This is a genomic window from Nocardia sp. NPDC049149 (assembly GCF_043197455.1).
GTDB lineage: Bacteria > Actinomycetota > Actinomycetes > Mycobacteriales > Mycobacteriaceae > Nocardia.
Map to the genome: position 1 here is coordinate 379,217 of NZ_JBICTD010000006.1, position 26,180 is coordinate 405,396.

18 protein-coding genes and 1 pseudogene are annotated in these 26,180 nt (G+C 67.6%); 11 read left to right on the forward strand and 8 right to left on the reverse strand.

What is annotated here, in order from left to right; genetic code table 11:
* Nucleotides 1-1,316 precede the first annotated feature (1,316 nt).
* Together ACGFNJ_RS25950 and ACGFNJ_RS25955 are read right to left on the reverse strand one after the other, a co-directional pair.
* On the reverse strand, nt 1,317-1,814 hold the full coding sequence (locus ACGFNJ_RS25950; protein WP_393453193.1) for a hypothetical protein: 498 nt from the start codon (nt 1,812-1,814) through the stop codon (nt 1,317-1,319).
* A 166-nt stretch (nt 1,815-1,980) separates the two neighbouring features.
* Nucleotides 1,981-2,907, reverse strand: a complete 927-nt coding sequence (locus ACGFNJ_RS25955) for a neutral zinc metallopeptidase (RefSeq protein ID WP_393453196.1) — start codon at nt 2,905-2,907, stop codon at nt 1,981-1,983.
* Between the two features lie 161 nt (nt 2,908-3,068).
* Between ACGFNJ_RS25955 and aspS the strand changes: the two genes are divergently transcribed.
* Nucleotides 3,069-4,883: an aspartate--tRNA ligase gene (gene aspS / locus ACGFNJ_RS25960; RefSeq protein ID WP_393453199.1), complete on the forward strand. Its 1,815-nt coding sequence runs from the start codon at nt 3,069-3,071 to the stop codon at nt 4,881-4,883.
* 174 nt (nt 4,884-5,057) lie between these two features.
* A complete protein-coding gene (locus ACGFNJ_RS25965; protein ID WP_393453202.1) occupies nt 5,058-6,023 on the forward strand; it encodes a DUF389 domain-containing protein in 966 nt (321 codons plus the stop codon).
* 27 nt (nt 6,024-6,050) lie between these two features.
* Here ACGFNJ_RS25965 and ACGFNJ_RS25970 read toward each other — a convergent pair whose 3' ends face one another.
* The gene (locus tag ACGFNJ_RS25970; RefSeq protein WP_393453205.1) at nt 6,051-7,307 is read right to left on the reverse strand and encodes a hypothetical protein; all 1,257 of its coding nucleotides are present in this window, start codon (nt 7,305-7,307) and stop codon (nt 6,051-6,053) included.
* A gap of 191 nt (nt 7,308-7,498) precedes the next feature.
* On the opposite strand from ACGFNJ_RS25970, the gene ACGFNJ_RS25975 reads away from it, so the two are divergent.
* Entirely contained in the window at nt 7,499-8,668 is a 1,170-nt protein-coding gene (locus ACGFNJ_RS25975) for a phosphotransferase family protein (protein ID WP_393453208.1), read from the forward strand.
* A 726-nt stretch (nt 8,669-9,394) separates the two neighbouring features.
* Nucleotides 9,395-9,688, forward strand: coding sequence for a hypothetical protein (locus ACGFNJ_RS25980; RefSeq protein ID WP_393453211.1), 294 nt, complete (start codon nt 9,395-9,397; stop codon nt 9,686-9,688).
* 360 nt (nt 9,689-10,048) lie between these two features.
* On the opposite strand, the gene ACGFNJ_RS25985 is transcribed toward ACGFNJ_RS25980, so the two are convergent.
* On the reverse strand, nt 10,049-11,599 hold the full coding sequence (locus ACGFNJ_RS25985; RefSeq protein WP_393454162.1) for an alkaline phosphatase D family protein: 1,551 nt from the start codon (nt 11,597-11,599) through the stop codon (nt 10,049-10,051).
* A 236-nt stretch (nt 11,600-11,835) separates the two neighbouring features.
* On the opposite strand from ACGFNJ_RS25985, the gene ACGFNJ_RS25990 reads away from it, so the two are divergent.
* The 6 genes from ACGFNJ_RS25990 (at nt 11,836) to ACGFNJ_RS26015 (ending at nt 19,600) form a co-directional block, all read left to right on the forward strand.
* A complete protein-coding gene (locus tag ACGFNJ_RS25990) occupies nt 11,836-13,182 on the forward strand; it encodes a replication-associated recombination protein A (RefSeq protein WP_393453214.1) in 1,347 nt (448 codons plus the stop codon).
* Between the two features lie 223 nt (nt 13,183-13,405).
* Nucleotides 13,406-16,069: an alanine--tRNA ligase gene (gene alaS, locus ACGFNJ_RS25995; protein WP_393453217.1), complete on the forward strand. Its 2,664-nt coding sequence runs from the start codon at nt 13,406-13,408 to the stop codon at nt 16,067-16,069.
* Nucleotides 16,069-16,719 carry a Holliday junction resolvase RuvX gene (gene ruvX, locus ACGFNJ_RS26000; protein WP_393453220.1) on the forward strand — a complete coding sequence of 217 codons (651 nt, stop codon included), beginning with the start codon at nt 16,069-16,071 and terminating at the stop codon, nt 16,717-16,719. The genes alaS and ruvX overlap by 1 nt, the downstream gene beginning before the upstream one ends.
* A complete protein-coding gene (gene mltG / locus ACGFNJ_RS26005) occupies nt 16,716-18,236 on the forward strand; it encodes an endolytic transglycosylase MltG (RefSeq protein WP_393453223.1) in 1,521 nt (506 codons plus the stop codon). Before ruvX ends, mltG begins: the two co-directional genes overlap by 4 nt.
* On the forward strand, nt 18,226-19,041 hold the full coding sequence (locus ACGFNJ_RS26010) for a shikimate dehydrogenase (RefSeq protein ID WP_393453226.1): 816 nt from the start codon (nt 18,226-18,228) through the stop codon (nt 19,039-19,041). Before mltG ends, ACGFNJ_RS26010 begins: the two co-directional genes overlap by 11 nt.
* A 76-nt stretch (nt 19,042-19,117) precedes the next feature.
* Nucleotides 19,118-19,600, forward strand: coding sequence for a B-4DMT family transporter (locus ACGFNJ_RS26015; protein WP_393453229.1), 483 nt, complete (start codon nt 19,118-19,120; stop codon nt 19,598-19,600).
* 697 nt (nt 19,601-20,297) lie between these two features.
* On the opposite strand, the gene aroB is transcribed toward ACGFNJ_RS26015, so the two are convergent.
* The 4 genes and pseudogenes from aroB to ACGFNJ_RS26035 all read right to left on the reverse strand — a co-directional run bounded on the left by aroB (nt 20,298) and on the right by ACGFNJ_RS26035 (nt 24,789).
* Nucleotides 20,298-21,416 (reverse strand): 3-dehydroquinate synthase, encoded by a 1,119-nt coding sequence (gene aroB / locus ACGFNJ_RS26020; protein WP_393453232.1) that lies wholly within the window; start codon nt 21,414-21,416, stop codon nt 20,298-20,300.
* 1,048 nt (nt 21,417-22,464) lie between these two features.
* Nucleotides 22,465-22,983 (reverse strand): annotated as a pseudogene (locus tag ACGFNJ_RS26025) (shikimate kinase); the annotation flags it as partial.
* Entirely contained in the window at nt 22,980-24,191 is a 1,212-nt protein-coding gene (gene aroC / locus ACGFNJ_RS26030) for a chorismate synthase (protein WP_393453235.1), read from the reverse strand. The gene aroC and the pseudogene ACGFNJ_RS26025, both read right to left, overlap by 4 nt.
* Before the next feature lie 121 nt (nt 24,192-24,312).
* The gene (locus ACGFNJ_RS26035; protein ID WP_393453238.1) at nt 24,313-24,789 is read right to left on the reverse strand and encodes a prepilin peptidase; all 477 of its coding nucleotides are present in this window, start codon (nt 24,787-24,789) and stop codon (nt 24,313-24,315) included.
* A gap of 226 nt (nt 24,790-25,015) precedes the next feature.
* Between ACGFNJ_RS26035 and ACGFNJ_RS26040 the strand changes: the two genes are divergently transcribed.
* On the forward strand, nt 25,016-26,143 hold the full coding sequence (locus tag ACGFNJ_RS26040) for a M24 family metallopeptidase (protein WP_393453240.1): 1,128 nt from the start codon (nt 25,016-25,018) through the stop codon (nt 26,141-26,143).
* Nucleotides 26,144-26,180: the final 37 nt, after the last annotated feature.

Sequence of the window (26,180 nt, forward strand, 5' to 3'; positions counted from 1 at the left end):
CAGTGAGAGTTGATTCGGGCCGGGCTGTCGACTGCGGTCGGGTGTTGGACGTACCAGTTCCAGTGGCAGGGGTGACGGGGCCCGAGCGACAGAGTGATGGGCTCGAGCAGCCAGGGGCAACGGCTCGGGTGCCTGGGCAATGGGCTCGAGTAATGACAGTCGGCCGACTTGAGTGACGAGGGTCGTCCTGGTACGGGAGACGAGAGGGCCGCCGGCTCGAGTGACGAGGGTTGAGCGGTTCGACCGGCGTGGGGTGAGTCGCTCGAGCGGCGAGGGCAACGGGCTCGAGCAGCGAGGGGCAACCGGCTCTGGCATCAAAGTTAGCTCGGGCCGGGCTGTCGTCGTCTGCGGTCCGGCGTTGGCCGTTCCAGTTCGAGTGGCGGGCCGATGAGCTGGGGCGGCGCGGGCAGCAGGCTCGAGCAGCAATGGAATTGGCTTGACCAGTGAGAGTTGATACAGGCCGGGCTGTCGTCTGAGGTCGGGTGTTGGACGTACGAGTTCCAGCGGCAGGGGCGATGGGCTCGAGTGGCGTGGGCGATGGGACGAGTGGCGGGGCGGTGGGCTCGAGCAGTGAAAGTTGATTCGGGCAGGGCTGCCGTTGGCTGCGTTCCGGTGTAGGACGTACCAGTTCCAGCGGCAAGGTGGGGTCGGCGACCAGCTCGCGTTGACCATCGAGCGGTGTCATCAAATCCCACATACCAGGAGCTATCGGGCATCAGCTACCTCAGTTCGACGCCGAAATGCGTGGCCCACTTGTGGATTCACCATTTCGGAGTTGGTCGGTTGATCACGAGGCATTGGTGGCGGCATCGCCCGAGTAGCCCCCGCCACCAGTGCCCCCTCGGCCAGAAACCAACCCCTGGGCTCCCACATGCTGGGATCGCAGGGCTCTCCGCGGCTGGCGCCTGTGGACTCGTCCTGCTGCAACAGCGAAATCCGCGGCCCTGCTGTGCATGCGCACCGGTTCTGGAGTTGGTCGGTTGATCAGTGGGAACTGGTGGCGGCATCGCGCGAGAAGCCCCGCCACCAGTTCCCACTCGGTGTGAAGTCACCGCCTTCGATCCCAGATACCGAGATGGTCGGCGCCGCTGAGTTCATTGACTGCGGCTGCCGCTCATGAACGCCGAAATCCGCACTGCTTCTGTGGATTCCACAGAGGTTCCGTACGGTTCACAGAGGGTCTGGGCTCTGTGAACCGTAGGAAATGTCTGTGGATCCTTGGATGCTGCCCGGGTGGGGCGGTAAGTCGCGTGAGCGTGCTTTGGTGGGCGTGTTGCGTTGAGGGCCTTCGGGTGTGGGCGGGTTAGGGCGGACTCTCAGTCGTGGACGAAGGCTTCGAGGAGGGTGCGGTAGAGGTTGCGGAAGCGGGTGCGGGCGGCGATCTGTTCGTCGGTGAGGCCGGTGGTGAACTCGGGGGCGTAGATCACCAGGTGTGCTTCCTGGTCCGGCGATTGCGGCATGTAATCGATGATCTGACTGCCTTGGTCGGTGACGGTCGGATCGCCGAAGTCCACGGTGGCGAGCGACTTCGTCTCGGCGATCGCGGCGTCGAGCACTTCGCGGGGGAGGTGGCCGTTGGCTCGCACGTCGACGGTCTTCACGGCTCGGCCGTCGCTGAATATCTGCAGTTGCGGGCCGAGATCACGCTTGGGGTGCCAGGCGTTCGGGAAGGTGGTCAGCGTGAACAGGGGCGTCGCCGCCACGTCGGGGTTGGACGTCGGCTGGTCGGGTTCCGGGCCTGCGGCGGCCATGGCGCCACCGCCCGCGAACATCAGCAAGACAACCAGCAGTACCGCTTTCGTTCCGCGCATCATCCACTCTCTTTGCCGCTCTGGCGTGCCCGTCGACGGTACGGTTGTCCGTCGTCGATCAGTACAGCGCCGAAACTGTCGACGTCGACTATCGCTGTGCCACCTATTATTTCAGTGCGGCAGCGTTTATGACGGGGTGCGGCAGAAAGATTCGAGGCACGACCGAAGGTCAGCGCAATGCGGGCGGGTTCTTCAAGTCCGGTGCGGAATACGTGTCACAGGACTTGATCTGGCCGGTCTTGTAGCCGGCGAGGAACCACTTCTGCCGCTCTTCCGACGAACCATGCGTCCACGCTTCGGGATTCACCCGGCCCGTCGATGCTTTCTGGATGCGGTCGTCGCCGACCGCCGACGCGGCCGAGAGTGCGTCGCGAATATCGTTGTCCGACAGCGGCTTCAGAAACGGCTGATTGCCGCCCGGCGCGGGCGTCTTGTCCGCGAAGTACGCCCAGATTCCTGCGTAGCAGTCGGCTTGCAGTTCGGTGCGCACCGCACCGGATTCGGGCCCGCGCGGATCGTCCTGTGCGCGACCGAGAGTGCCGAGCTGGTTCTGGATGTGGTGGCCGATCTCGTGCGCCACCACGTATTCCTGGGCGAGCGGCCCACCGCTCGCGCCGAACCGGTCGACCAGCTCCTGGAAGAAGGAGGTGTCGAAGTATGCGTTGCGATCGGCCGGGCAGTAGAACGGGCCGACCGCGCTGGACGCCTGCCCGCAACCGGTGCTGACGCCGCCGGAGAACAGGCGAACGGTCAGGTTGGCGAATTTCTTGCCCGTCTGCTTGGGCAGCTGGTCGGTCCAGACGGCGCGCAGGCTCTGCGTGGTCAAGGCGATCCGGCAGTCCACGTACTTGTTGGCGTCGGCGCCGGTCTTGCAGTGTGACGGAGTGCCCGCGGGGGCGGATTGGGTCTGCTGTTGATCCTGTGCACCGGTGAGGTCGCCGAGCAGCGAACCGGGGTCGCCGCCGAGCAGCAGCGCGATAACCAGCACGATGAGCCCGCCTGCGCCGCCACCGAGTGCGATCTTGCCGCCCCGCCCGGGTCCACCCCCGGAACTGACGGCGTCCGGATCGATTTGCATGCCTTCGTTGAAGGTCATCGTCGTCGCTTTCTCGTTGTTGCTACGCCTCGGACATACCCAGCCGATACAGCTTGGCACGGGTCTGGCTGGATCGGTTTCCTCTCGGCGGATGTGTCTCACTACGATGGGACCGCACCTGGTCATATCGTGCCGGTGCCGGAGTCGTCGAAAGGAACCCTGTGCTGCGCACCCACTTGGCTGGTTCGCTGCGAAGCGAGCACGCCGGTCAGACCGTCACCCTCACCGGCTGGGTGGCCAGGCGGCGCGACCACGGTGGCGTGATCTTCATTGATCTGCGCGACGCGTCGGGTGTGGCGCAGGCGGTGTTCCGCGAGGGCGAGCCCGCCGAGCAGGCCCACCGGCTGCGTGCCGAATACTGCGTGCTCGTCACCGGTGTGGTGGAGCAGCGGCCCGATGGCAACGAGAACCCGGACCTGCCGACCGGATCCATCGAGGTGAACGTCACGCAGCTCGAGGTGTTGAACGAGAGCGCGCCGCTGCCGTTCCAGCTCGACGAGCAGCCCGGCGAAGAAGCACGGCTGAAGTACCGCTACCTCGACCTGCGCCGCGAAGGCCCGGCGCATGCGATCCGGCTGCGGTCGAAGGCGAACGCGGCCGCGCGTTCCGTGCTGGCGAACCACGAGTTCGTCGAGGTGGAGACGCCGACGCTGACCCGGTCCACACCGGAGGGCGCCCGTGACTTCCTGGTGCCCGCGCGCCTGCAGCCGGGCAGCTTCTACGCACTGCCGCAGAGCCCGCAGCTGTTCAAGCAGCTGCTCATGGTCGGTGGCATCGAGCGGTACTACCAGATCGCGCGCGCCTACCGCGACGAGGACTTCCGCGCCGACCGCCAGCCCGAGTTCACTCAGCTCGACATCGAGATGAGCTTCGTGCGCCAGGAAGATGTGATCCTGCTCGCCGAGCAGATCCTGGTCGCGCTGTGGAAGCTGATCGGCTACGACATCGCGACCCCGATCCCGCACATGACCTATGCGGAAGCCATGCGCCGCTTCGGTTCCGACAAGCCGGACCTGCGGTTCGGCATCGAAATCACCGAGTGCGCAGACTATTTCAAGGACACCCCGTTCCGGGTGTTCCAGGCGCCGTATGTCGGCGCGGTCGTGATGCCCGGCGGCGCGAGCCAGCCGCGGCGTCAGCTCGACGCGTGGCAGGAGTGGGCCAAGCAGCGCGGCGCCAAGGGTTTGGCGTACGTGCTGATCAACGAGGACGGCACGCTCGGCGGCCCGGTCGCCAAGAACCTGAGCGACGCCGAACGTGACGGGCTGGCCAAGCATGTCGGCGCGGTGCCCGGCGACTGTGTGTTCTTCGCGGCAGGCCCGGCGAAGGCGCAGCGCGCGCTGCTCGGCGCCGCGCGCGGCGAGATCGCCCGCAAGGTCGGACTGATCGACGAGAACGCCTGGGCGTTCGTGTGGATCGTGGACGCGCCGCTGTTCGAGCCCGCCGCCGAGGCGACCGCCAGTGGCGATGTGGCCCTTGGTCATTCGGCGTGGACGGCGGTGCATCACGCGTTCACCTCGCCGAAGCCGGAGTCCGTCGACACCTTCGACACCGATCCTGGCGCCGCGCTCGCCTACGCCTACGACATTGTCTGCAATGGCAACGAGATCGGCGGCGGCAGCATCCGTATCCATCGCCGGGATGTGCAGGAGCGCGTCTTCAAGGTGATGGGCATCAGCCAGGAAGAGGCGCAGGACAAGTTCGGATTCCTGTTGGACGCCTTCGCTTTCGGCGCACCGCCGCACGGCGGCATCGCGTTCGGCTGGGACCGGATTGTCGCGCTGCTCGCGGGGCTCGATTCGATCCGCGAGGTGATCGCGTTCCCGAAGACCGGCGGCGGCGTCGACCCGTTGACCGACGCGCCCGCGCCGATCACCGAGCAGCAGCGCAAGGAAGCCGGGCTGGACGCCAAACCTGCGCCGAAGGGTGAGAAGGGCGCGAAGCCGGAAGCGAAGGGCGACAACGCCGACGCGTAGGCGAGGGTGGGCCTGCAGGGTATGCAGGCCTACCCGAGGGCGACGCGACGGCGGCAACGCCGCGCAGAGGCGACGCGACGGCGGCAACGCCGCGCAGAAAGCCGGGCAAACGGTACCTTTTTGACAGTTCGATCCGTCAACCCTGCCGGGCGACACTGACCACGAGGGGATTCCGTGCTGCATCTGCGCATGATCAGCCCGCCCGAGCTGACCGACAAGGTGTTGGCCGTGCTCGCCGCGAACGTCGGCGTCACGCATGTGACGCTGGCGCGCGGCGTCGCGGTGGAGCCTGCCGGTGACCTGGTGCAAGCCGATGTGGCGCGGGAGGCCGCCAACGAGGCGCTCGCCGATCTGACCAAGCTCGGCATCTGCAAGTCCGGTGGCATCACGCTCGGACCTGTCGAAACCGTGCTGTCCGAGGCGGGAGACCGGGCGGTCGAGGCCGCGCCCGGCGATCCGACCGATGCGGTGGTGTGGGAAGAGCTGCTCGCGCAGACGAAGGAAGAGTCGACGCTCAACTCCACCTTCCTCGCCTTCCTCACCATAGCCTGCCTGCTCGGCGCGATCGGCGTTGCCACCGATTCGCCGGTGACCGTGGTCGGTGCGATGGTGGTCGGGCCGGAGTTCGGTCCGTTGGCCGCCTTCGCAGTGGGCTTGGTGCGCAGGGACTTTCGGCTCGCGCGGCGGTCCGCGCTTGCCCTCGCGGTCGGGTTTCCGGTGGCGATGGTCATCACTCTGTTCGCAACGTTGGCGTGGGAGAAGCTCGGCTGGATCAAGCTGACCAGTGTGGCCAACTTGCCCAACGTCGACTTCATCTATGAGGTTGGGCCGTTCTCTTTGGTTGTCGCCCTGCTCGCTGGTGCTGCGGGCATGCTGTCGCTGGTGACCGCCAAGTCGGCGGCGTTGATCGGCGTGTTCATCTCGGTGACGACCGTGCCTGCGGCCGGATTCGCGGTCATCGCAGCAACTTTGGGTGAGTGGCACGTCGCGTTCATGTCTGCGGGGCAACTCGCGGTGAACCTGGCAGGCATCGTGGTCGCCGGGGTGATCGTGCTCGAGCTCCGCCCTCGGGCCGGCAACGAGGGCGGGCCGGTGCATCGGTTCAAACGGTGGGTCGGGATGCGTTCCCTGGTGAACTAGGGCTGATTCGGTGCTACAGCTGCTGATTCAGGCCTGCAGCGCCGAGACGACGCCGCCGGTGAGCGTGCGATAGGCGTAGGTCACCGCGATGACCGCGACCGGTCCCGCGACCAGCAGGCCGATGCCGCAGAGCAGCACGCCGACGAGCGTCACGAAGAGCACCGAGAGCGCCAGTAGCAGCACTGGCCAGACGTTGGTGACCACCAGGGTGGCGCTGGATCGCAGCGCCTCGAAGGGGCCCTGGTCTTGATCGACGACGAAGTGGATCGAGAACATGCACAGGATGCCGACAATCAGACCGGGCAGCACGCAGAACGCCGAACCGATGCTCGTCGCCACGAACGCGAGCAGGGCGGTGAGCAGGACATTGCCCGCGTTCATGAAACGGAAGTACGCGCCGAAAGGTGGTTTGGTGCCGTCGGTTTCGTACAGCGCGCCGCGCACCATGGCGGCCTGCAGCAGCCACACGCCGACCATCACCGCGAGGAAGATCAGCAGCACGGGCAGGATCGACCTCGGGTCGGTGAGCTGGACGACCGCCACGAACGCGAGATAGATGAGCAGACCGACGGCGGTCACGCCGATCCAGGGGCCTGGATTCGAGCGGAACTTCTCCCAGCCGTAGCTGATCGCCTGTCCGACATCGAGGGTGCCCGGCACGCCGACTGCCGCCTGCTGGTAGCCGTAGGTGGGTGGCGGCGCCGTGCCGGAGGCGCCCGGCGGTGGCATCGTGCCGGGGCCGGTGCCCGGCTGTCCGTAGCTGGGTTCCGGTGCGGCCTGGCCGGGTTGGGGTTGGCCGTATTCGGGCTGCGGTTGGCCGTACGTCGGCTGTGGTGCGGCGTAGGTCGGCTGACCGTAGCCGGGTTGCGGTTGCCCTTGCTCGGGTTGACCGTAGCCAGAGTGCGGTGCGGCGTAGCCCGGTTGTGGTTGGCCTTGCTCGGATTGCGGTTGGCCGTAGGTTGGCTGGCCACCGTGTTGCTGGCCGTACTCCGGTTTCGGCGGCGCGTATCCGGCCTGCGCCGACTGCTGCGAGGGTTGCTGTGGAGTCACCGGAGGTGGCGGCTCGACGGGTTCGTCGCCGTACTGCGCGGCGCCCGGTCCTTCGAACTGCGGGTATCCGGCAGGCCCAGCCATCTCGTGGCGACCGTGCCCGCTGCTCGGTTCTGCGGGGTGCGCTGTCTGACTCTCGTGCTGGCCCGGCTGCGCCGCGTGGCGTTCGTCGTCTCCGTGATCAGGAGCGTCGCCAGCTGATTCGTGGGGCGGGGGAGGCGGTGTGCCGGTCATGCCATAGACCTTTCCACTCAACTGGTTTGCGGTGTGGCGCAGAGCAGTTGACGATGAGAAAACCTGACACGTGCAATGGTGTCAAGCAACGCGCGTCGGTTCGGTAACCTCGGGGGAGACACGCCGAACGACGCGGAAAGGTTGTGTAACCGCTCGCTAGAAGTGACCCGATGCGAGTAACTTGAAGGGCGATGACCGCACTATTGGCCGAACGCGCCGCCGAAGTCGTGTCCGCAGCGCAACAGTTGCTCACAAAGCGAATGGGTGCTCCGGTAAAGCTGAGCGATCCGATCGAACTCAGCGGTAGTGGTAGAACGACGGTTCTCCGTGTGCGTGTTGCGGAAAACGCCTTCTCGTTACCGCGAACCCTCATCGTCAAGCAAGTGCGTGGGCACGCGCAGGACCGCACCACCGGCGGTCTCGCGCCCGGAGTCGCCAGCATCGACTCCGCGTTCCTGCGTGAAGCGGTGTCGTATCAGTTCACCACCGCGCTGAGCCGCGAACACCGGCCCGGCGCGTACCTGATCGCGCACAGCCTGCCCGAGCGTTTGCTGATCCTCAGCGACCTCGGTGAAAACTCCCTGCTGACCGCGCAATTGCAGTCCGGCGCCGAGCCTGCCACCCGCAATGCTCTGATGGCGTTCGCGCAGGCGATGGGCCGGATGCACGCGGCAACCGTCGGGCGCGAAGCCGATTTCGTCGCGCTGCTGCGTCGCGTCGACGTGGTGCATCGAGTCGACGGCATCGCGCAGCAGGCCGAATCCGCGATCGCCGAGGTGCCGGGGCTACTGCAACGCGAACTCGGCATCGAAGTGCCAGGCGAGATCGCCGAACGGATCGTGCGCGGTAACCGGTTGTTCTCCTCCGGGCGATTCCGCGCGTTCAGTCCGTCGGATCTGTGCCCGGACAACGTCATTCTCAACGAGGAAGGCGCACGCTTCCTCGACTACGAGTGGGGCGGCTTCCGCGACGCCACCCTCGACATCGCCTACGCGCTCGTCTCGTTCCCCGGCTGCCTGTGCGATTTCGAGCTGTCCAGGGAACGCGGCAGGCAGATGCTGGAGGCGTGGCGCTCCGAAGTGGTCGGCGTGTGGCCCGCGCTGGCCGACGACGAGCTGCTGTCCGAGCGGATCCTCGAGGCCAGGCTGATCTGGGTCTGGTTGTCGACCTACTGGTTCCTGCCGTTGGATCACGCCCGCATCGCGGCCGCCCGTGAGCACGGGCTGTCCGTGCCGCGGTCGGAGGCGCTGATCAACCGGTGGGCGGCGCTGGCCGAAGACGCCAGGTGCACCGGCGACGATGTCATTGGCGACTTCGCCGAAGATGTCTCGGCCATGCTCGAAGAGCGCTGGTCCGAGTAAGCGACCCCTCGTCCCGGCTGACGTTCGCCGGGACGAGGCTGGTTCGCTATAAGGAATCGTTAAGCGGGTTCCTGAATTCTGTTCCCTGACAATGTTCGAGGCGCCGCAGAGCTGTGCTCTGACCATGGCGGTGCTGCGGGACAATGGGAAATGCCGCTCCGATGGCTGGGGCGGGAAAGAACGGGGGCGTTCTGATGAACTACTTGCTGGTGATCATCGTTGCGGTGCTTGTTGTCGGATTCGCTGTGTTCGCCTTCTGGCGGAAAAAGAAGCGCGCCGAACCCGGGGAGTCGCTGCCTCGTGCCGAGCAGGCTGGGACCGCGCTCAGTGCGGGTCTTGGTCGTAGCTACGGGCGACGCAACAAGCGTCGGGCGCAACAGAAGTGGTGGAAGAGCGGGTCGGGGGCTGCCTACGGCGCTGGGGCTGCCGGGTTCATGGGTGGTTCCGGCTGTAGTGGTGGGAGTCATCACGGTGGTGGGTGTGGTGGGGGTAGTGGCTGCGGGGGCGGTGGGTGTGGTGGCGGAGGTGGTGGTGGCTGCGGTGGTGGTGGGTAGACCTGGGAGGTCTTGCTGGGCGGAGAGTGGTCGCCGCGCAGCACGACTCGGCGGAATAGTCACGTGCCACGTCTAAAGATCAACGGACACCATGCAATTGGGGGCGTTGGTGGCCCGCTCTGCGCGGTATTCTTGACTGTTCCAGACCACGGGGTTCGAGAGGGGTGGTCGTGTGATCGTCGTATTGCTGATCGCCGTCGCAAGCGGTGTTGTTGTCGCTGCCTTAACGGTGCTGGTTCTGCGTCGGCGTCGTCGTACTGCGGACATCACACCGTCGATGCGCCTGCAACAGTCCGGCAGTGTGCTGAGCACACAGCTCAGCAGCTTCAGCCCACGAAACCGGCAACGCCGCAAGAAGAAAGACTTCGCGGACAAAACCATGGGCGGCGCAGGCACCGACTCGAGTGGTTACGGCGGTAGCGATCTCGGCGGCGGTGGCGCGGGATGTGGTGGCGGCGGGTTGTAACACCACCCCGCACCCATCTGCACCACTTGCGCTCCCTGCGGGCGACTTGAAGTAGGAATCGCACACTTGACCCCTGCTGCAGCAGGGGGCAAGTGCATGTTCGGTGCGCCAAGTGCGCCGGATAGAAGCGACGAGGTGGCAGAACCCGTTGGTGGGCACGAACATTCGACGGTCTTGATCTCGAAGCTTGCGAAACGGGGCACAGGCAGACGGCCTGGCTGGAACATGGCCATTCACCGATGACGGTTCCGCGAGTGGTACATGGTGGAGGCGTTTGCGGCGTGTCGCCTCCGTCATGTCCCACTCGCGGGGTGCATCTCATGGAATGGGGCATGGCGGAGGGTTGTCGCCTGTGGTGGGTCAGCTCAGGGGGGACGGGCGGGGCTCGATGCGGCCGCCGGAGCGGACGGCGAGGGAAGTGCCGTGGCGGACAGCGGAATTCGGGTCGGTGACGTCGATCAGGTAGAACCAGTCCATCTGGGTTTGGTCGGGGGTGACCTCGAAGACGCCGTAGCCGTGGGAATCCAGTTCGACGTAGCGCAGGTGGTGGTTGACGCCCTTGATCGACTCCGCGATCGCCGCCCCGGGCAGCTTCAGCAGATCGCCGATGCTCGACGAGGTGACCGACGGGACGACGAACTCGGCGCCTGCCGTCTTGCCCGCCGGGTAGGTGGCGGTGTCGACGGGCAGGTCCGCGGCCCAGGAGGAATGGATGTCGCCGGTCAGGAACACCACGTCCGAGACCTGCTGGTCGGTGATCGCGCGGAACAGTCGCTGGCGATCCGCGGTGTAGCCGTCCCACTGATCACCGTTGACGTGCGGGCCCGCTTGCGGCAACCCGATGGTGCCGGTGATCGCCGCGGTGGCGGCCGGGTCCAGCGGCGGGAACAGCAGCGGCGCGATCATCACCGAGTTGCCGACCAGCTTCCAGCGCACCGGCGCGGACGCCAAACCGGCAGTGAGCCAGTCCATTTGCGCCTTGCCGGTGATGGTGCGGGCCGGGTTGTCGGCGTCGCGCGCGCCCGGCTTCGCCTCTTGATCGCGGTAGCTGCGCAGATCGAGCATGGACAGTTCGGCGAGGGTGCCGAACCGGAGCCTGCGGTAGATCTGCACGTCGCCGCCGGTTCCCTTGGCGCGCACCGGCATCCATTCCAAGTAGGCCTTGGCGGATGCGGCCTTGCGGTCCTGCCAGCTGCCCTCGGTCGCCGGGTCGTGGTTGCCTGCGCCGCCGGACCAGGAGTTGTCGGCGGATTCGTGATCGTCCCAGGTGCAGATGAACGGCTGGCGGGCATGCAGATTCAGCAGATCGGGGTCGGTCTTGTACTGCGCGTGCCGAATTCGGTAGTCGGCCAGGGTGATGATCTCGTTCGCCGGATCGTGTGGACGGACGGTGCCGTTGCGGCCGCCGTACTTGCCGCGGCCGTACTCGTAGATGTAGTCGCCGAGGTGCACGATGGCGTCCAGATCGGTGCGCGCCGCCAGGTGGCGGTAGGCGCCGAAGTATCCGGCCTCCCAGTTCGAGCAGGACACGACGCCGAAGCGCAGGCGGTCGGGGGAGTCGGAGATCGCGGGTGCGGTGCGGGTGCGGCCGACCGAGGAGGTCTGACCGAGTGCGGTGAACCGATAGAAGTAGACCGTGCCCGGCGCGAGGCCGGACACATCGACCTTGACGGTGTGATCGGAAGCCGCACTGGCGCTGGTATTTCCGGATGCGGCGACAGAGCCGAACGCCTCGTCCCGCGCAACTTCCCAACGCACGCTTGCCGATTCGCCGACCCCCGATCCGGGCGTGGCGGCATCGGACACGGTGACGCGGGTCCAGATGATGACACCGTCCGGTAGCGGATCACCGGACGCAACGCCGTGCTGGAACACCGCACCCGCGGCATGCGCGGACGCCGGATTGAGCATCGCGGTCGCCGCCACGGCGACCGCCCCGCCCTTCAGCAGCGTGCGTCGCGCGAACGGCCCAACCGGAGAATCTGAAACGATCACGTTTTCAGCCACGAGTATTGATCACATCCGATAGACGACCGACACGCAAATCAACCCGCCACCCCCAGCTCACCCGCCGCGTGTCGTCTCGCCGTGGCGTGCGGGTGCGGTGAGTGCTGGGTTGTCGGTGTTGCTCGGTAACGTTGGGCGATGTGAGTGATGGCTTGTTCGACGTGCCTGGAGATGGGGTGCCTGCGGAGCACAGCATCGACACTGTGGTGCGCCGGGATGCCGGGGCGCCGTTGGCGGTGCGGATGCGGCCCGCTTCGTTGGACGAAGTGGTGGGGCAGCAGCACTTGCTCGGGCCTGGGTCGCCGCTGCGGCGATTGGTCGAAGGGTCCGGTGCGGCGTCGGTGTTGTTGTACGGGCCGCCCGGCACGGGCAAGACCACGCTCGCCTCGCTGATCTCGCATTCGACCGGGCGACGGTTCGAGGCGCTATCGGCGCTGTCGGCCGGGGTGAAGGAAGTGCGTGCGGTCATCGACGTGGCCCGGCGCAGGCTGTCGGTCGGCGAGCAGACCGTGCTGTTCATCGACGAGGTGCATCGCTTCTCCAAGACCCAGCAGGACGCGCTGCTCGCCGCGGTGGAGAACCGGATCGTGCTGCTGGTCGGCGCGACCACGGAAAACCCGTCGTTCTCGGTGGTGTCGCCACTGCTGTCCCGGTCGCTGGTGCTGCAACTGCAGTCCTTGACCGAGGACGACATCCGGCAGGTGCTCGGTCGCGCGATCCACGACCAGCGTGGCCTCGACGATCAGTACACGGTCACCGATGCGGCGCTCGACCACATCGTCCGCATCGCGGGCGGCGACGCCCGCCGCGCGCTCACCGCGCTGGAGGCGTCCGCGGAATCCTCGCTGGACGGCACCGTCGACGTCGAACTCGTCGAAGCCAGCGTGGACAAGGCCGCCGTCCGCTACGACCGAGCAGGCGACCAGCACTACGACGTGATCAGCGCGTTCATCAAATCGATCCGTGGCTCCGACGTCGACGCCGCGCTGCACTACCTCGCGAGAATGCTGACGGCAGGCGAGGATCCCCGCTTCATCGCGCGGCGACTGATGATCCACGCCAGCGAGGACATCGGCATGGCCGACCCCACCGCACTGCAGACGGCGACGGCCGCCGCCCAGGTGGTCCAGCTGGTCGGTCTGCCGGAAGCCCGGCTTGCCCTGGCGCAGGCCACCATTCACTTGGCCAGCGCGCCGAAGTCGGGCGCCGTGATCGCGGCACTCGGCGCCGCCATGGCCGATGTCGCCGCGGGCAAGGCAGGCGCGGTACCGCCACACCTGCGCGACGGGCACTACGCAGGCGCCGCGAAGCTCGGCAACGCCCAGGGCTACAAGTACCCGCACGACAACCGAGACGGTGTCCTCGCCCAGCAGTACCCACCAGACGAACTGGTCGGCGTCGACTACTACCAACCCACCGACCACGGCAACGAACGCGAGGTCGGCCCCCGAGTCGACAAACTCCGCCGGATCATCCGGGGAAAGTAGGCGCACCCGCCTGTGCGGGCGGACTCCGAGTCCAGTGCCTACCGTCGGCATCCGCGGGTTGACGGTGGGCTCGGGGTGAGCGGCCTGCACCGTTGCACGGAGTTCGCGCCCTGCATGATCGGCAACTAGTCGCGTGACCGGAATCGCGGTGAGGTTGCCGGGTGGCCCAGAGCACCCGAGTCGATGAAAAACCACGTGCACCGCACCGGTAGGCTGGATATCTGTGCAGACCCACGAGATTCGACGGCGCTTCCTGGACCATTTCGTCCGTGCCGGTCATACCGAGGTGCCCAGCGCCTCGCTGATCCTGGCCGACCCGAACCTGCTGTTCGTCAACGCAGGCATGGTGCAATTCGTCCCGTTCTTCCTCGGTCAGCAGACTCCGCCCTACGCGACGGCAACGAGCGTGCAGAAATGCGTGCGCACCGGCGACATCGAGAACGTCGGCGTGACCACCCGCCACAACACCTTCTTCCAGATGGCGGGCAACTTCAGCTTCGGTGACTATTTCAAGCGCGAGGCGATCACCTTCGCCTGGACGCTGCTCACCAGCAGCGTCGAGGACGGCGGCTACGGCTTCGACCCGGAAAAGCTTTGGGCCACCGTCTACCTCGACGACGACGAGGCCGAGCGGATCTGGCTGGAGACCGGCGTGCCCGCCGAGCGCATCCAGCGCCGCGGCATGGCGGACAACTACTGGTCGATGGGCATCCCCGGCCCGTGCGGCCCGTGCTCGGAGATCTACTTCGACCGCGGCCCCGAATACGGCGTCGAGGGCGGCCCTGAGGCCGACGAGGACCGCTACCTCGAAATCTGGAACCTCGTGTTCATGCAGAACGAGCGCGGCGAGGGCACCGGCAAGGACAACTTCGAGATCCTCGGCCCGCTGCCCAAGAAGAACATCGACACCGGCATGGGCGTCGAGCGGGTCGCGTTCCTGCTGCAGGGCGTGGACAACGTCTACGAGACGGACCTGCTGCGCCCGATCATCAACAAGGCCGAGGAGCTGACCGGCCGGTCTTACGGCGTCTCGCACGAGGACGACGTGCGGTTCCGGGTGATCGCCGACCACGCCCGCTCCGGCGCGATGTTGATCGCCGACGGCGTCAACCCCGGCAACGACGGCCGCGGCTATGTGCTGCGCCGCCTGCTGCGCCGCATCGTGCGCTCGGCCAGGCTGCTCGGCGCGGAGAAGCCGGTGATGGGTGAGTTCGTGAAGGTCGTCAGCGACCTGATGGCGCCGTCCTACCCGGAGCTTGCCACCGATTTCCGTCGCATCGAGACGGTCGCGGTCGGTGAGGAGACCGCGTTCCTCAAGACGTTGAACACCGGGTCGACCCTGTTCGACAACACGGCGGCGGCCGTGAAGGCCAAGGGCAGCAAGACGATTGCGGGCGCGGACGCCTTCACGTTGCACGACACGTACGGCTTCCCGATCGATCTCACCCTGGAGATGGCCGCCGAGGCGGGCCTTTCGGTGGATGAGGACGGTTTCCGGTCGTTGATGGCGGAGCAGCGTAAGCGCGCCAAGGACGACGCGAATGCCCGCAAGCACGCGCACGCCGACCTGACGGTCTACAAGGAGCTGGTCGATCGCGGTCCCACCGAGTTCACCGGTTTCGACGAGCTGACCTCCGAGGCTCATGTGCTGGCCTTGATCGTCGACGGGGTGCGGGTGCCGACCGCGACGGTCGGTCAGGACATCGAGGTGATCCTGGATCGCAGCCCGCTCTACGCCGAGTCCGGTGGCCAGATCGCCGACCGCGGCAGCATCACCGCGTCGGGTCTGAAGGTGCGCGTCAACGACGTGCAGAAGATCGCCAAGAAGCTGTGGGTGCACAAGTCCACCGTGGAGCAGGGCCAGATCACCGAGGGCGATGTTGTTCTCGCGCAAGCGGATCCGGCCTGGCGTCGGGGCGCCACCCAGGGCCATTCCGGCACGCACATGGTGCATGCCGCACTGCGCCAGATCCTCGGCCCGAACGCGGTGCAGGCCGGTTCGCTGAACAAGCCCGGCTACCTGCGCTTCGACTTCAATTGGCAGGGGCAGCTTTCCGAGCACCAGAAGGCCGATATCGAGGCCGTGTCCAATGACGCGGTCGGCGCGGACTATCCGGTGAACACCTTTGTCACCGACTTGACCAAGGCCAAGCAGATGGGCGCGATGGCGCTGTTCGGCGAGAACTACGGTGACGAGGTCCGCGTTGTCGAGATCGGTGGCCCGTTCTCGATGGAGCTCTGCGGTGGTACGCACGTGCAGCATTCCTCGCAGATCGGCCCGATCACCGTGCTCGGTGAGTCTTCGGTCGGCTCAGGCATCCGTCGCGTGGAGGCGTTCGTCGGTCTGGACTCGTACAAGTACCTGGCGAAGGAGCGCGCGCTGCTGGCCGGTGTCGCGTCGTCGCTGAAGGTGCCTTCGGACGAGGTGCCCGGGCGGGTCGAGCAGTTGGTCGAGCGGCTCAAGGCGGCCGAGAAGGAACTCGAGCGCACCAAGATGGCCGCGGTGCTGTCTTCGGCGGGCAAGTTCGTCGAGGAGGCCGAGCGGATCGGCAGCGTGCTGCTGGTTGCCGTCGCCGCGCCCGAGGGTGTTCCTGCCGGTGATCTGCGGACGCTGGCCACCGATATTCGCGGCAGATTCGGCACACTTCCCGCCGTGGTGGTGTTGCTCGGCAACGCCGACGGCAAGGTGCCGTTCGTGGTGACCGTCAACAAGGGTGCCCAGGACCTCGGCTTCAAGGCCGGTGACTTGGTCGCGAGCTTCGGCCAGAGCATCGCGGGGCGTGGTGGCGGCAAGCCTGAGATGGCGCAGGGTGCGGGTTCGGACCCGTCTGGCATTCCGACCGGCCTGGCCGCGGTTCGCGCCAGGGTGGCCGAACTCGCGAAGTAATGGCATCGCGAAGCGATTCGGTGGGGGGCGGTGGCCGGGAGACGGGTGGGCTGGCGGACCCCGATAGTCCTGAGAGGTCGGCGCCGCACGGCGCCGACCGCCCCGACCCTGACACCGATCCGGGGCGCGGCAGGCGAATTGCGATTGATGTCGGAAGTGTCCGCATCGGCGTCGCCTCGTCCGACCCGGACGGCATCCTCGCCACGCCGGTCGAGACTGTGCCTCGGGCTAAGTCGAGTCGCCGTGACGGCGGGTTAGCGCCGGACATCTTTAGAATTGCTGAAATTGTGCGGGAGTACGAGGCCGTTGAGGTTATCGTCGGACTGCCCCGAACATTGCGTGGGGAGAAAGGTACTGCGGCTACCATTGCCACCGCATTCGCTGAGCAGTTGCAAGCCGCCGTGTCGCCGGTGCCTATACGGCTTTCCGACGAACGTTTGACTACCGTGTCAGCTGCACGTGCATTGCGGGACAGTGGAGTTCGCGCACGTGGCCAGCGGCAAGTGATCGATCAGGCGGCGGCCGTCTCGATCCTGCAAGGATGGTTGGACGAACGGAGTGCGGTGTTGAGGTCGGTTGAAGCGGTCCGCGCTGAGTCTGCGGGTGAATCCGCAGGCTCCGCTCATGCATCGTCTGAGGACGATGCATGACGGATCGATGGGCACGGGCCGAGGAACGGTACCGACAGCGCGAAGCTGATCGGCGTTACCGGCGTGATGACCGAGCCTGGGGTGGGCAGAACAGCAGAGACACGCGCGGCCGGACCAGCAGGGTGGTCGGCCGGGAGCAGGACGACTGGGACGACTACGAGGACGACACCACGGTCATCCCGCGCTACACCGACGACATGGAGCCACCCGAGCCGGTCGTCGAACGTCGGCGGGCGCCGCGGGAACAGCGGGCCCGGGTCGGTCGCCGGGAAGCGCCGGAGCACGAGGACGACGACGAGTACGAGGAAGAGCCGAGGCCGCGTACGCGCAGCAGGCGTTCCTCCCGGGTCGCGTCCCGAAAGGCGAAGGAGCGCAAGCGTCGTCGGCGCACCATGTGGTTGTTCGCCGGCGTGTTCGTGCTGTTGTTCGCCGGCGCCGCGGTGTTCGCGGGGATGAAGCTGGTGCAGTCGCTCGGCTCCCCGGAGGACTATGCGGGACCGGCGGGACCGCTGGTGGTGGTGCAGGTGCACGACGGCGACACCTCGAAGCAGATCGCCACGACCATGAAGGAGCGCGGCGTCGTCGCCAGCACAGGCGCGTTCTTCGAAGCGGCAGTGCGGAATTCGAACATGAACTCGGTGCAGCCCGGCTTCTACGCGATCCCGAGCCGCAGCCCTGCCGCGCAGGCGGTCAGCGCGTTGCTCGGTAAGCAGTCGCGGGTCGGTAACCTGGTCATCCCCGAGGGGCGGTTGCTGCACGACCAGTTCGAGGTCGGCACGGGCAAGCGCACCGACGGCATCTACCGAATGATGTCCGCGGCCAGCTGCATCGGCGTCGGCGCGGCCCAGAAGTGTGTCACCCCAGAACAACTCGACGCCGCGGGCGCGAGCGCCGATCTGGCCGCGCTCGGCGTGCCTGCCTGGGCCGCGCAGGGCGTCAAGGACTGCCCCGACCGGACGAGGCAGCTGGAGGGCCTGATCGCCGCGGGCACTTTGGATTTCGACCCGAGCGGCACACCGGAGGAGATGCTGCGGCAGCTGGTGACGTCGAGCGCCAAGGCATATGAATCGACCGGGTTGTTGCAGTCCGGCGGCGAGACCAAGCTGTCGCCGTACCAGACGTTGATCGCTGCGTCGCTCGTGGAACGCGAGGCCAAGCCGCAGGACATGGGCAAGGTCGCGCGGGTGATCGTGAACCGGCTCAGGGACAACATGCCGCTGCAGTTCGACTCGACCGTGAACTATGCCCTCGACCGCACCGAGGTGCAGACCAACGACGCCGACCGGCACACCGAGACGCCGTGGAACACCTACGCGATGTCCGGCCTGCCCAAGACTCCGATCGCGGCGCCGTCGCTGAAAGCGTTGAGCGCCATGGAGAATCCGGATCCGGGCACGTGGTTGTACTTCGTCACGGTCGACAAAAAGGGCACTACCCTGTTCACCGACGACTACAAGCAGCACCAGAAGTACATCCTGCAGGCGCAGCAGAGCGGAATTCTCGACAGTGGCCGCTGAGCGCAAGGCGGCGGTGCTCGGCAAGCCGATCGCGCACTCGCGGTCGCCGCAGTTGCATCTGGCCGCGTATCGGGCGCTCAGGCTGGACTGGAGCTATGAGCGCATCGAGTGCTCGGCCGAGCAGCTGCCCGGGTTGGTCGACGGGCTCGGGCCGGAATGGGTCGGGCTGTCGGTGACCATGCCGGGCAAGGAGGCCGCGCTGGCCTACGCTGCGGAGCGCACCGAGCGGGCGGTGCTGGTCGGCTCGGCCAACACGCTGGTCCGGGTCGACGGCGGTTGGCGGGCGGACTGCACCGACGTGGACGGCGTGCTCGGCGCGTTGCGTGGCGGTGGGATCGCCGACATCGACGAGGCGGTGGTGCTCGGCGCGGGCGGCACCGCGCGGCCCGCGCTGCTCGCGTTGTCCGAGCTGGGTGCGAAGACCGTCACCGTGATCGCGCGGGATGCCGGACGGGCAAGCAGCGCATTGGATCTCGCGGAGCGGCTCGGCATGAACGCGGCGGTGACCAGTTTCGATCCGGCCGCACTGGCTGGGCTGTGTGAGCGGGCGGGCGCCGTGGTGAGCACGATTCCGGCCGCGGCGGCGGCGGAGGTCGCCGAGGCGGTCGCGGGCGCGCCGGTGGTGCTCGACGCGATCTACAACCCGTGGCCGACTCCGTTGGCCGAGGCGGTGGCGCGGGCCGGGCACACGGTGGTCAGTGGGTTGCAGATGTTGCTGAACCAGGCGTATGGGCAGGTCGAGCAGTTCACCGGGCAGCCTGCGCCGCGTGCGGCGATGGCGGCGGCGTTGGACGAGGGGCACTGACCGGTCTCTCGCTGGTCGGAAAAACTGATACCGGTTCTAGTTTGGTTCGGAGTTGCGCAGGGTTATGGTGGTGCGCATGAATGCTTGGGTGTTGCGGGCCATCGTGCTCGGTGCGCTGGTCGTCTTCCTGCGCGCCGTACTCGGATTCACGATGGTGTACTGGCCGACCCACGGGGCGTGGATGCGCGTCCTCGCGCTGCTCGTGCTCGTCGCGGCCATCCTGTACTGGGGATTCCTGGACGGACGCGCCGACAGGACCGCCCAGCCCGACCCCGAACGCGGCAGCGACCTGACCCTGCTGTGGTTGAAAGCGGCAGCCGCGGCAGGCGTCGGCAGCGGCCTCGGCGCCTGGTTGATCGACTGGCTGCCCAGGTTCGACCTCGGCGACAACGGGCTGCTCTTCGAACTCACCGCGTCCGCCGCATTCATCGTCCTGCTGATCTTCATCCCCGCACTGATCGGCGTCGGCATCGGACGCGGGCTCACCGACCGCCAAGCAAACAAGGCTGCCGCCGCACAGACCCCCGCTGTACAGACCCCCACCGGCAGCCCCGCCTGACCCGACACGGGATTCATCGGCGGCCACCAGTTCCTCTCGATCCTCCGACGCGAGGCCCCTGGCTCCGTCCCACCCCCGCCCGCACCGATTCGCCGTATCCGCACCGGTTCTGGAGTTGGTCGGCTGATCACGAGGCACTGGTGGCGGCATCGCCCGAGTAGGCCCCGCCACCAGTGCCCCGTCGGCCAGAAACCAACCCCTGGGCTCCCACATACTGGGATCGCAGGCCTCTCCGCGGCTGGCGCCTGTGGACTCGTCCTGCTGCAACAGCGAAATCCGCGGCCCTGCTGTGCATGCGCACCGGTTCTGGAGTTGGTCGGTTGATCAGTGGGAACTGGTGGCGGCATCGCGCGCGACGAACGCCGCCACCAGTTCCCGCTCGGCGCGAAACCTGCTCGCGAATCCCACATATCGGACCCGGACGGTGTCGTTGGCACCGGCGGCTGCGTCTAGCCGCAGTCGCAGTGCGGATTTCGCACTCCTTCTGTGAATCCGCATCCATTCTGGGCGCCCAGAACCAGTGCAGATTCAGAGAACGAGTGCGGATTTCGGCGCTGTGTGGCGATTGGGTGGTTCTGGAGTACAGGCACTAGACCTGCTCGTCGCCGTCAGCGGGGGCGGGCTGTATTCGGCTGATCTCGCGTACGAGAACGGCGCACCGGGTGTGGGTGCGCCGTTCTCGGTGTGCGCGTGCGGGTTACAGCAGGATGCCGCTGTTGGGGGTGCCTTCGCGGGCGACTGCGGAGTAGGCGGCGGCCAGCAGGGTGGGGTCGGGGCCCTCCAGGCGGCCCGGCTTGGCGAGGCCGTCCAGCACGACGAAACGCAGGACGCCGGAACGGGTTTTCTTGTCCGTCTGCATGGTGTCGAGCAGCTGGGGGAGGGCGTCGGCGTCATAGGTGGTCGGCAGGCCGACACTTTCCAAGACGGTGCGGTGCCGGTCGGCGGTGGCATCGTCGAGGCGTCCGGCGAGACGGCCCAGTTCGGCGGCGAAGACCAAGCCGACGGAGACCGCAGCACCGTGGCGCCAGCGGTAGCGTTCGCGGCGCTCGATCGCGTGGCCGAGCGTGTGGCCGTAATTGAGGATCTCGCGGAGGCTGGCCTCCTTGAGATCGGCGGCGACCACATCGGCCTTCACCTGGATCGCGCGCCGGATCAGTTCGGGCAGCACGTCACCGGTCGGGTCGAGCGCGGCCTGGGGATCACGCTCCACCAGGTCGAGGATCACCGGGTCGGCGATGAAACCGGCCTTGATGATCTCGGCCATGCCCGCCACGATCTCGTTGCGCGGCACCGTCTCCAGCGTGGCCAGGTCGACGAGCACGGCAGCGGGCTCGTGGAAGCAGCCGACCAGGTTCTTGCCCGCCTCGGTGTTGATGCCGGTCTTACCGCCGACCGCCGCGTCGACCATGGCGAGCAGCGTCGTCGGCACGTGCACGATCTGGACGCCGCGCATCCAGGTGGCGGCCACGAAACCCGCCAGATCGGTTGCGGCGCCACCGCCGAGGCTCACCACGACATCGTTGCGGGTCAAGCCGATTCGGCCGAGCACCTCCCAGCAGAACCCGGCGACCGCCAGCTCCTTGCCCGCCTCGGCGTCCGGGATCTCGATGCGGTGCGCGTCGATGCCGGTGTCGGCCAACGCCTTGCGCACCACCTCGGCGGTCTCGGCGAGCGGCGGCTGATGGAAGATCGCGACGGTGCGCACACCCTTGGTCGCGCCGGTGACCGACTCGACGAGTTCGCCGAGCAACCCGCGTCCGATGATCACCGGATACGGGTCGGCGGTGCGCACTTCCAGACGATTCGGTTCGGTCATGCCTGCACCTCACTCACATTCGACTGCTTCGCGCGCACGACCGCACCGCGCTGCTGCTCGGTTCCGTCGTGCGCGAGACGCGCGGTGTCCATGGTTCGCTCGCGGCGCTGGCTCAAGTCTGCTGCTCCGATTCTGTGTGTGCTTCTTGATGTTTGCGAGCGCGCATCCGCGCGCGACGGGCACGCGCCCGCCTGGCCCGCCCGCTCGTACCCACTCCGGTACCCGAATCCTCGGCCCCGTCCTGAGTTTTCGCGCCGGTGTCCTCCGGTGCGGCCGCCCGCCGCGCCCGCCACCCCCGCCCGGTCGCACCGTCAGACGACGCCGCAGATTTATCGGCAGACTCAGCAGCCGGAGGGTTTTGCCCGCCCGCCCCCGCGCCCGCACTGTTCGGCTGACCCGCCGCCCTCGTAGCGCGCCGCCGCCAACCTCGCCCACCGCCCTGCACATCGGCTCTTCCATCAGGACCCGACGTGGCCTGTTCGCGGGACCAATCCGCAGAATTCCGCACCGCCGGACCGCGATCCGATGCATCGGTGCTGAACTGTCCGGTGCCGTTATGACCCTGCGCGACAGGTGCGTCTGCGCTGCGCCCGCGCCCACCGGTGGTGTCGCCTTGCGCGGCCCCACCCTGTCCGTACACATCTACGCCGTGCCCGCCTGCGGCCGAGCTGACACCCTGTGCGGTTCCGCTGTGCCCGTGCGCTTCTGCGCCTTGCCTGCCTGTGACGGCGTTGTCACTTTGTACGGTCCCGCGGCGCCCATCGGCAGCTGCACCTTGCGCACGCCCGGCGGTGCCACGGTCTTGGGTGGCTGCACTGCGCAGCGCAGTGTTTCTTTGCGAGGCTGCACCTTTGGTGTGAGCTCGGGTGTTGTCTTCCTGGGTTGTGGTGCGGCGGGCGGCGGCTCGGGCTCGGGCGCGGCGGCGGGCGCGAGAGCGGCTGCTGCCCTGTGGCTTTCCGGGGGGTGTGGGGTCGGGGGTGGTTGTTGGCTCGGCTAGCTCAGGGGGGTCGGCGTCGGCGTCGCCGCCGGGGTTCACCGATTCGAAACCTAGTTTGGCCAGGACCATCTTGACGACGCGGCCGGGGCTGCGGCCGTCGGTGCGCACGCGGACGGTGGCGACCTCGCGGTACAGCGGGCGGCGCTTGCGCATCAGCTCGCGGTACTTCGCGGCCGGGTCCGCGCCGTTGAGCAACGGGCGGTTGGTGCTGGCGCCGGTGCGGCGAAGTCCTTCGCCCACACTGATTTCCAGGTAGACGACGGTGCGGTTGCGCAACAGTGCCCTGGTGTCCTTGGACAGCACCGCGCCGCCGCCGAGCGAAACTACGCCGCGTTCGGCGAGGATGGCGCGGCGCACCACGCGTTCCTCGATCTTGCGGAACTCCGGCTCACCGTCGGTCGCGAAGATCTCCGGGATGGTGCGCCCGGTCTCGCGCTCGATGCCGACGTCGGTGTCGTACAGCTCGACGCCGAGCTCCTTCGCGAGCCTGCGGCCGATCGTCGATTTTCCCGCGCCGGGCGGTCCGACCAGCACCACGCGTGGTGCGCGCGGGTCGGTCTGCACGATCATGGCGTGCTGGCGTCGGCGGCCGCGAGGTGTGGCCGGGCGCTGATCCGCTTCACATAGCTGGTGATGTTGTCGAGCGTCTCGCTGAGCGAGTCGCCGCCGAACTTCTCCAGCGCGGCCTGCGCGACCACCAGCGCCACCATGGATTCGGCGACGACGCCCGCGGCGGGCACGGCACACACGTCGGAACGCTGATGGATGGCGACGGCTTCTTCGCCGGTCGTCATGTCGACGGTCGCGAGGGCACGCGGCACCGTCGAGATCGGCTTCATCGCGGCGCGCACCCGCAGCGCTTCGCCGTTGGTCATGCCGCCTTCGAGCCCGCCGGCGCGGTTGGTGGAGCGCAGCACCCCGTCGGGTCCGGGGCGCATCTCGTCGTGCGCCTGGCTGCCGCGCCTGCGCGCGGTCTCGAAGCCGTCGCCGACTTCGACGCCCTTGATGGCTTGAATGCCCATGAGCGCGGCGGCGAGTCGCGAGTCGAGGCGGTTCTCGCCGCTGATGAACGAGCCGAGCCCGACCGGAAGGCCGTCGACGACCACCTCGACCACACCGCCGAGGGTGTCGCCGTCCTTCTTGGCCGCCTCGATCTCCGCGATCATCGCGGCTTCGGCGTCCTTGTCGAACGCGCGCACCGGGCTCTCGTCGATGGCCGCGATATCGGCCGCGGTCGGCACCACGCCGGTGGTGTTCTGTGCGGTGCCGATCGACACCACATGCGAGAGGACCTCGACGCCGAACGCCTGCCGTAGGAAGTTGCGCGCCACGGTGCCCGCCGCGACGCGGGCCGCGGTCTCGCGGGCGCTCGCGCGCTCCAGCACGTTGCGGGCATCGTCGAAGCCGTACTTGAGCATGCCGGAGTAGTCGGCGTGGCCGGGGCGCGGGCGGGTGAGCGGGGCGTTGCGGGCCAGTTCGGCGAGCACGGCCGGATCGACCGGATCGGCGGACATGACTTCGGTCCACTTGGGCCACTCGGAGTTGGCGACCTCGATGGCGACCGGGCCGCCCATGGTCCGGCCGTGCCGAACACCACCGATGACGGTCACCTTGTCGGCCTCGAACTTCATCCGCGCGCCGCGGCCGTAGCCGAGGCGCCTGCGCGCCAACTGCGCGGAGACCTCGTCGGATGTGACCTCGACACCGGCCACCATCCCCTCGAGGATGGTGACGAGAGCGGGACCGTGGGATTCTCCGGCAGTTATCCAGCGCAACACGCCCACCATCTTCCCATGTCGGCGTGGGTGCTTCGGCACGTGGCCCACACGGGGACGGCAGCAGGCTGAGCAGGCGGGGTGGGTGAGTCCAGTGCCGGCTGGCAGGTGCGGCCCATCGCCCTCACCCTGTTCCGCTCGCGTTTGCTGTGGCCAGCGCGCATAGCGTCGCCAGGCACATCGCAGGCCCGTGCGGCACGGTGATTCGGTGTGGCGTGTCGCCGGGCTCGCCGGGCGCGCGGATCCGGCGCAGCGCGAGCAGGACGATTCCAGCACAGGCGGTGAGCAATGGCGCGGCTACTGCCGCCGACACCCAGGTCTGCGCGCCGCCGAGCGCGGCGGCGGCACCGAGTCCGACGGCGAGCTTCACGTCGCCCGCGCCGAACGCCGCGGGCAGCGTCAGGTGCACCACCAGATAGGGAACCGCGAGCAACACGGCACCGACCAGCGCGGTTGTTAGTCGTGTTGTGGACAAGGCGTATCCGAGCACCGCGACCGCACCCCATCCGGTCAGCACATTCGGCAATCGGCGGTGTCGAAAATCGATGACGCACAAGGCAACACACCACCCCAGGAGGGCGGCGAACGCGACGAGTGGCATGGCATCCAGCATCGTCGGATAACCGCCGCGGACAACCCCGTGCGGCCCGAATGTGGATAGATTCTTCGCATGTGGACACCAGGTGATCAGCATGCCGTCCGGTATGCGAAAAACGGCGGGCGTCAACGGCATTTCGACGGCGCCGTGCCCGGCAGTCAGCGCAGTGGCGGCAGGAGTACCACGTGTTGTCTGTGGCCAACCGGCGTGTCGGCGGTAGCTTTGACACATGTGTGCTGATCACGTGGGCCATGCACCCGACTACGCCGCGCGGCGTGGCGCGCTGCGGAGCCTCCTGGTGGAAAACGGAGTGGACGCCCTCCTGGTCACCGATCTGGTGAACCTGAGATACCTCACCGGCTTCACCGGATCCAACGCGGCGCTGCTCGTGCACTCCTGGGACATGCGCAATGCCGAGGAGCGCACGGTGATCGGCACCGACGGCCGCTATCGGACCCAGGTGGCCGAGCAGGTGCCCGACCTGCGCGCGGAGATCGCCAGGGCGACCGCCCGCCGAATCGTGGAACTGGCCGGTGAATGGCAGCTCGGCCGCATCGGCTACGAGAGCCACATCGTCACCGTCGACGAGCACAAGGGCTTCGTCGAACAGCGCACCGGGCTGGAGTTCGTGGCCACGCCCGGGCTGGTCGAGCAGCTGCGGATGGTCAAGGACAACTACGAGGTAGCGCAGCTGCGCGCGGCATGCGCGACAGGCGACGCCGGCCTCGCCACCCTGATCGAACGCGGCGGGCTGCGTCCTGGCCGCACCGAACGCCAGGTCGCCAGGGACCTCGAATGGGCGATGTTCGAGCACGGCGCCGACGCGGTTGCCTTCGAGACCATCATCGCGACCGGCGCGAATTCGGCTGTCCCGCATCACCGGCCGACCGAGGCCGTGCTCGCCGCAGGCGACTTCGTCAAACTCGACTTCGGCGCGCTGATCGGCGGCTACCACTCGGACATGACCCGCACCTTCGTCCTCGGCAAGCCGAGCGACTGGCAGCGCGAGGTATACGAGCTGGTCGAGGCCGCGCAACGAGCGGGCAGGGAAGCGCTGCGGCCAGGCGCGCAGGTGTGCGACGTCGACGCGGCCGCCCGCAAGGTGATCGAGGATGCCGGATACGGCGCGCTGTTCGTGCACGGCCTCGGGCACGGGGTGGGACTGCGGATCCACGAAGCGCCGGGAATCGCGAAAAACGGAACCGGTACACTCCTTTCTGGCGTGGCGGTGACCGTCGAACCTGGTGTGTACTTTCCCGGCCGCGGCGGGGTCCGGATCGAGGACACGCTCGTGGTGCGCGAAGGGGGCCCGGAGCTGCTCACCAACACCAGCAAAGACCTGACCGTCGTCGAATGACGACGGCTGACCATCATGTTGTTTACGAACTAGGAGA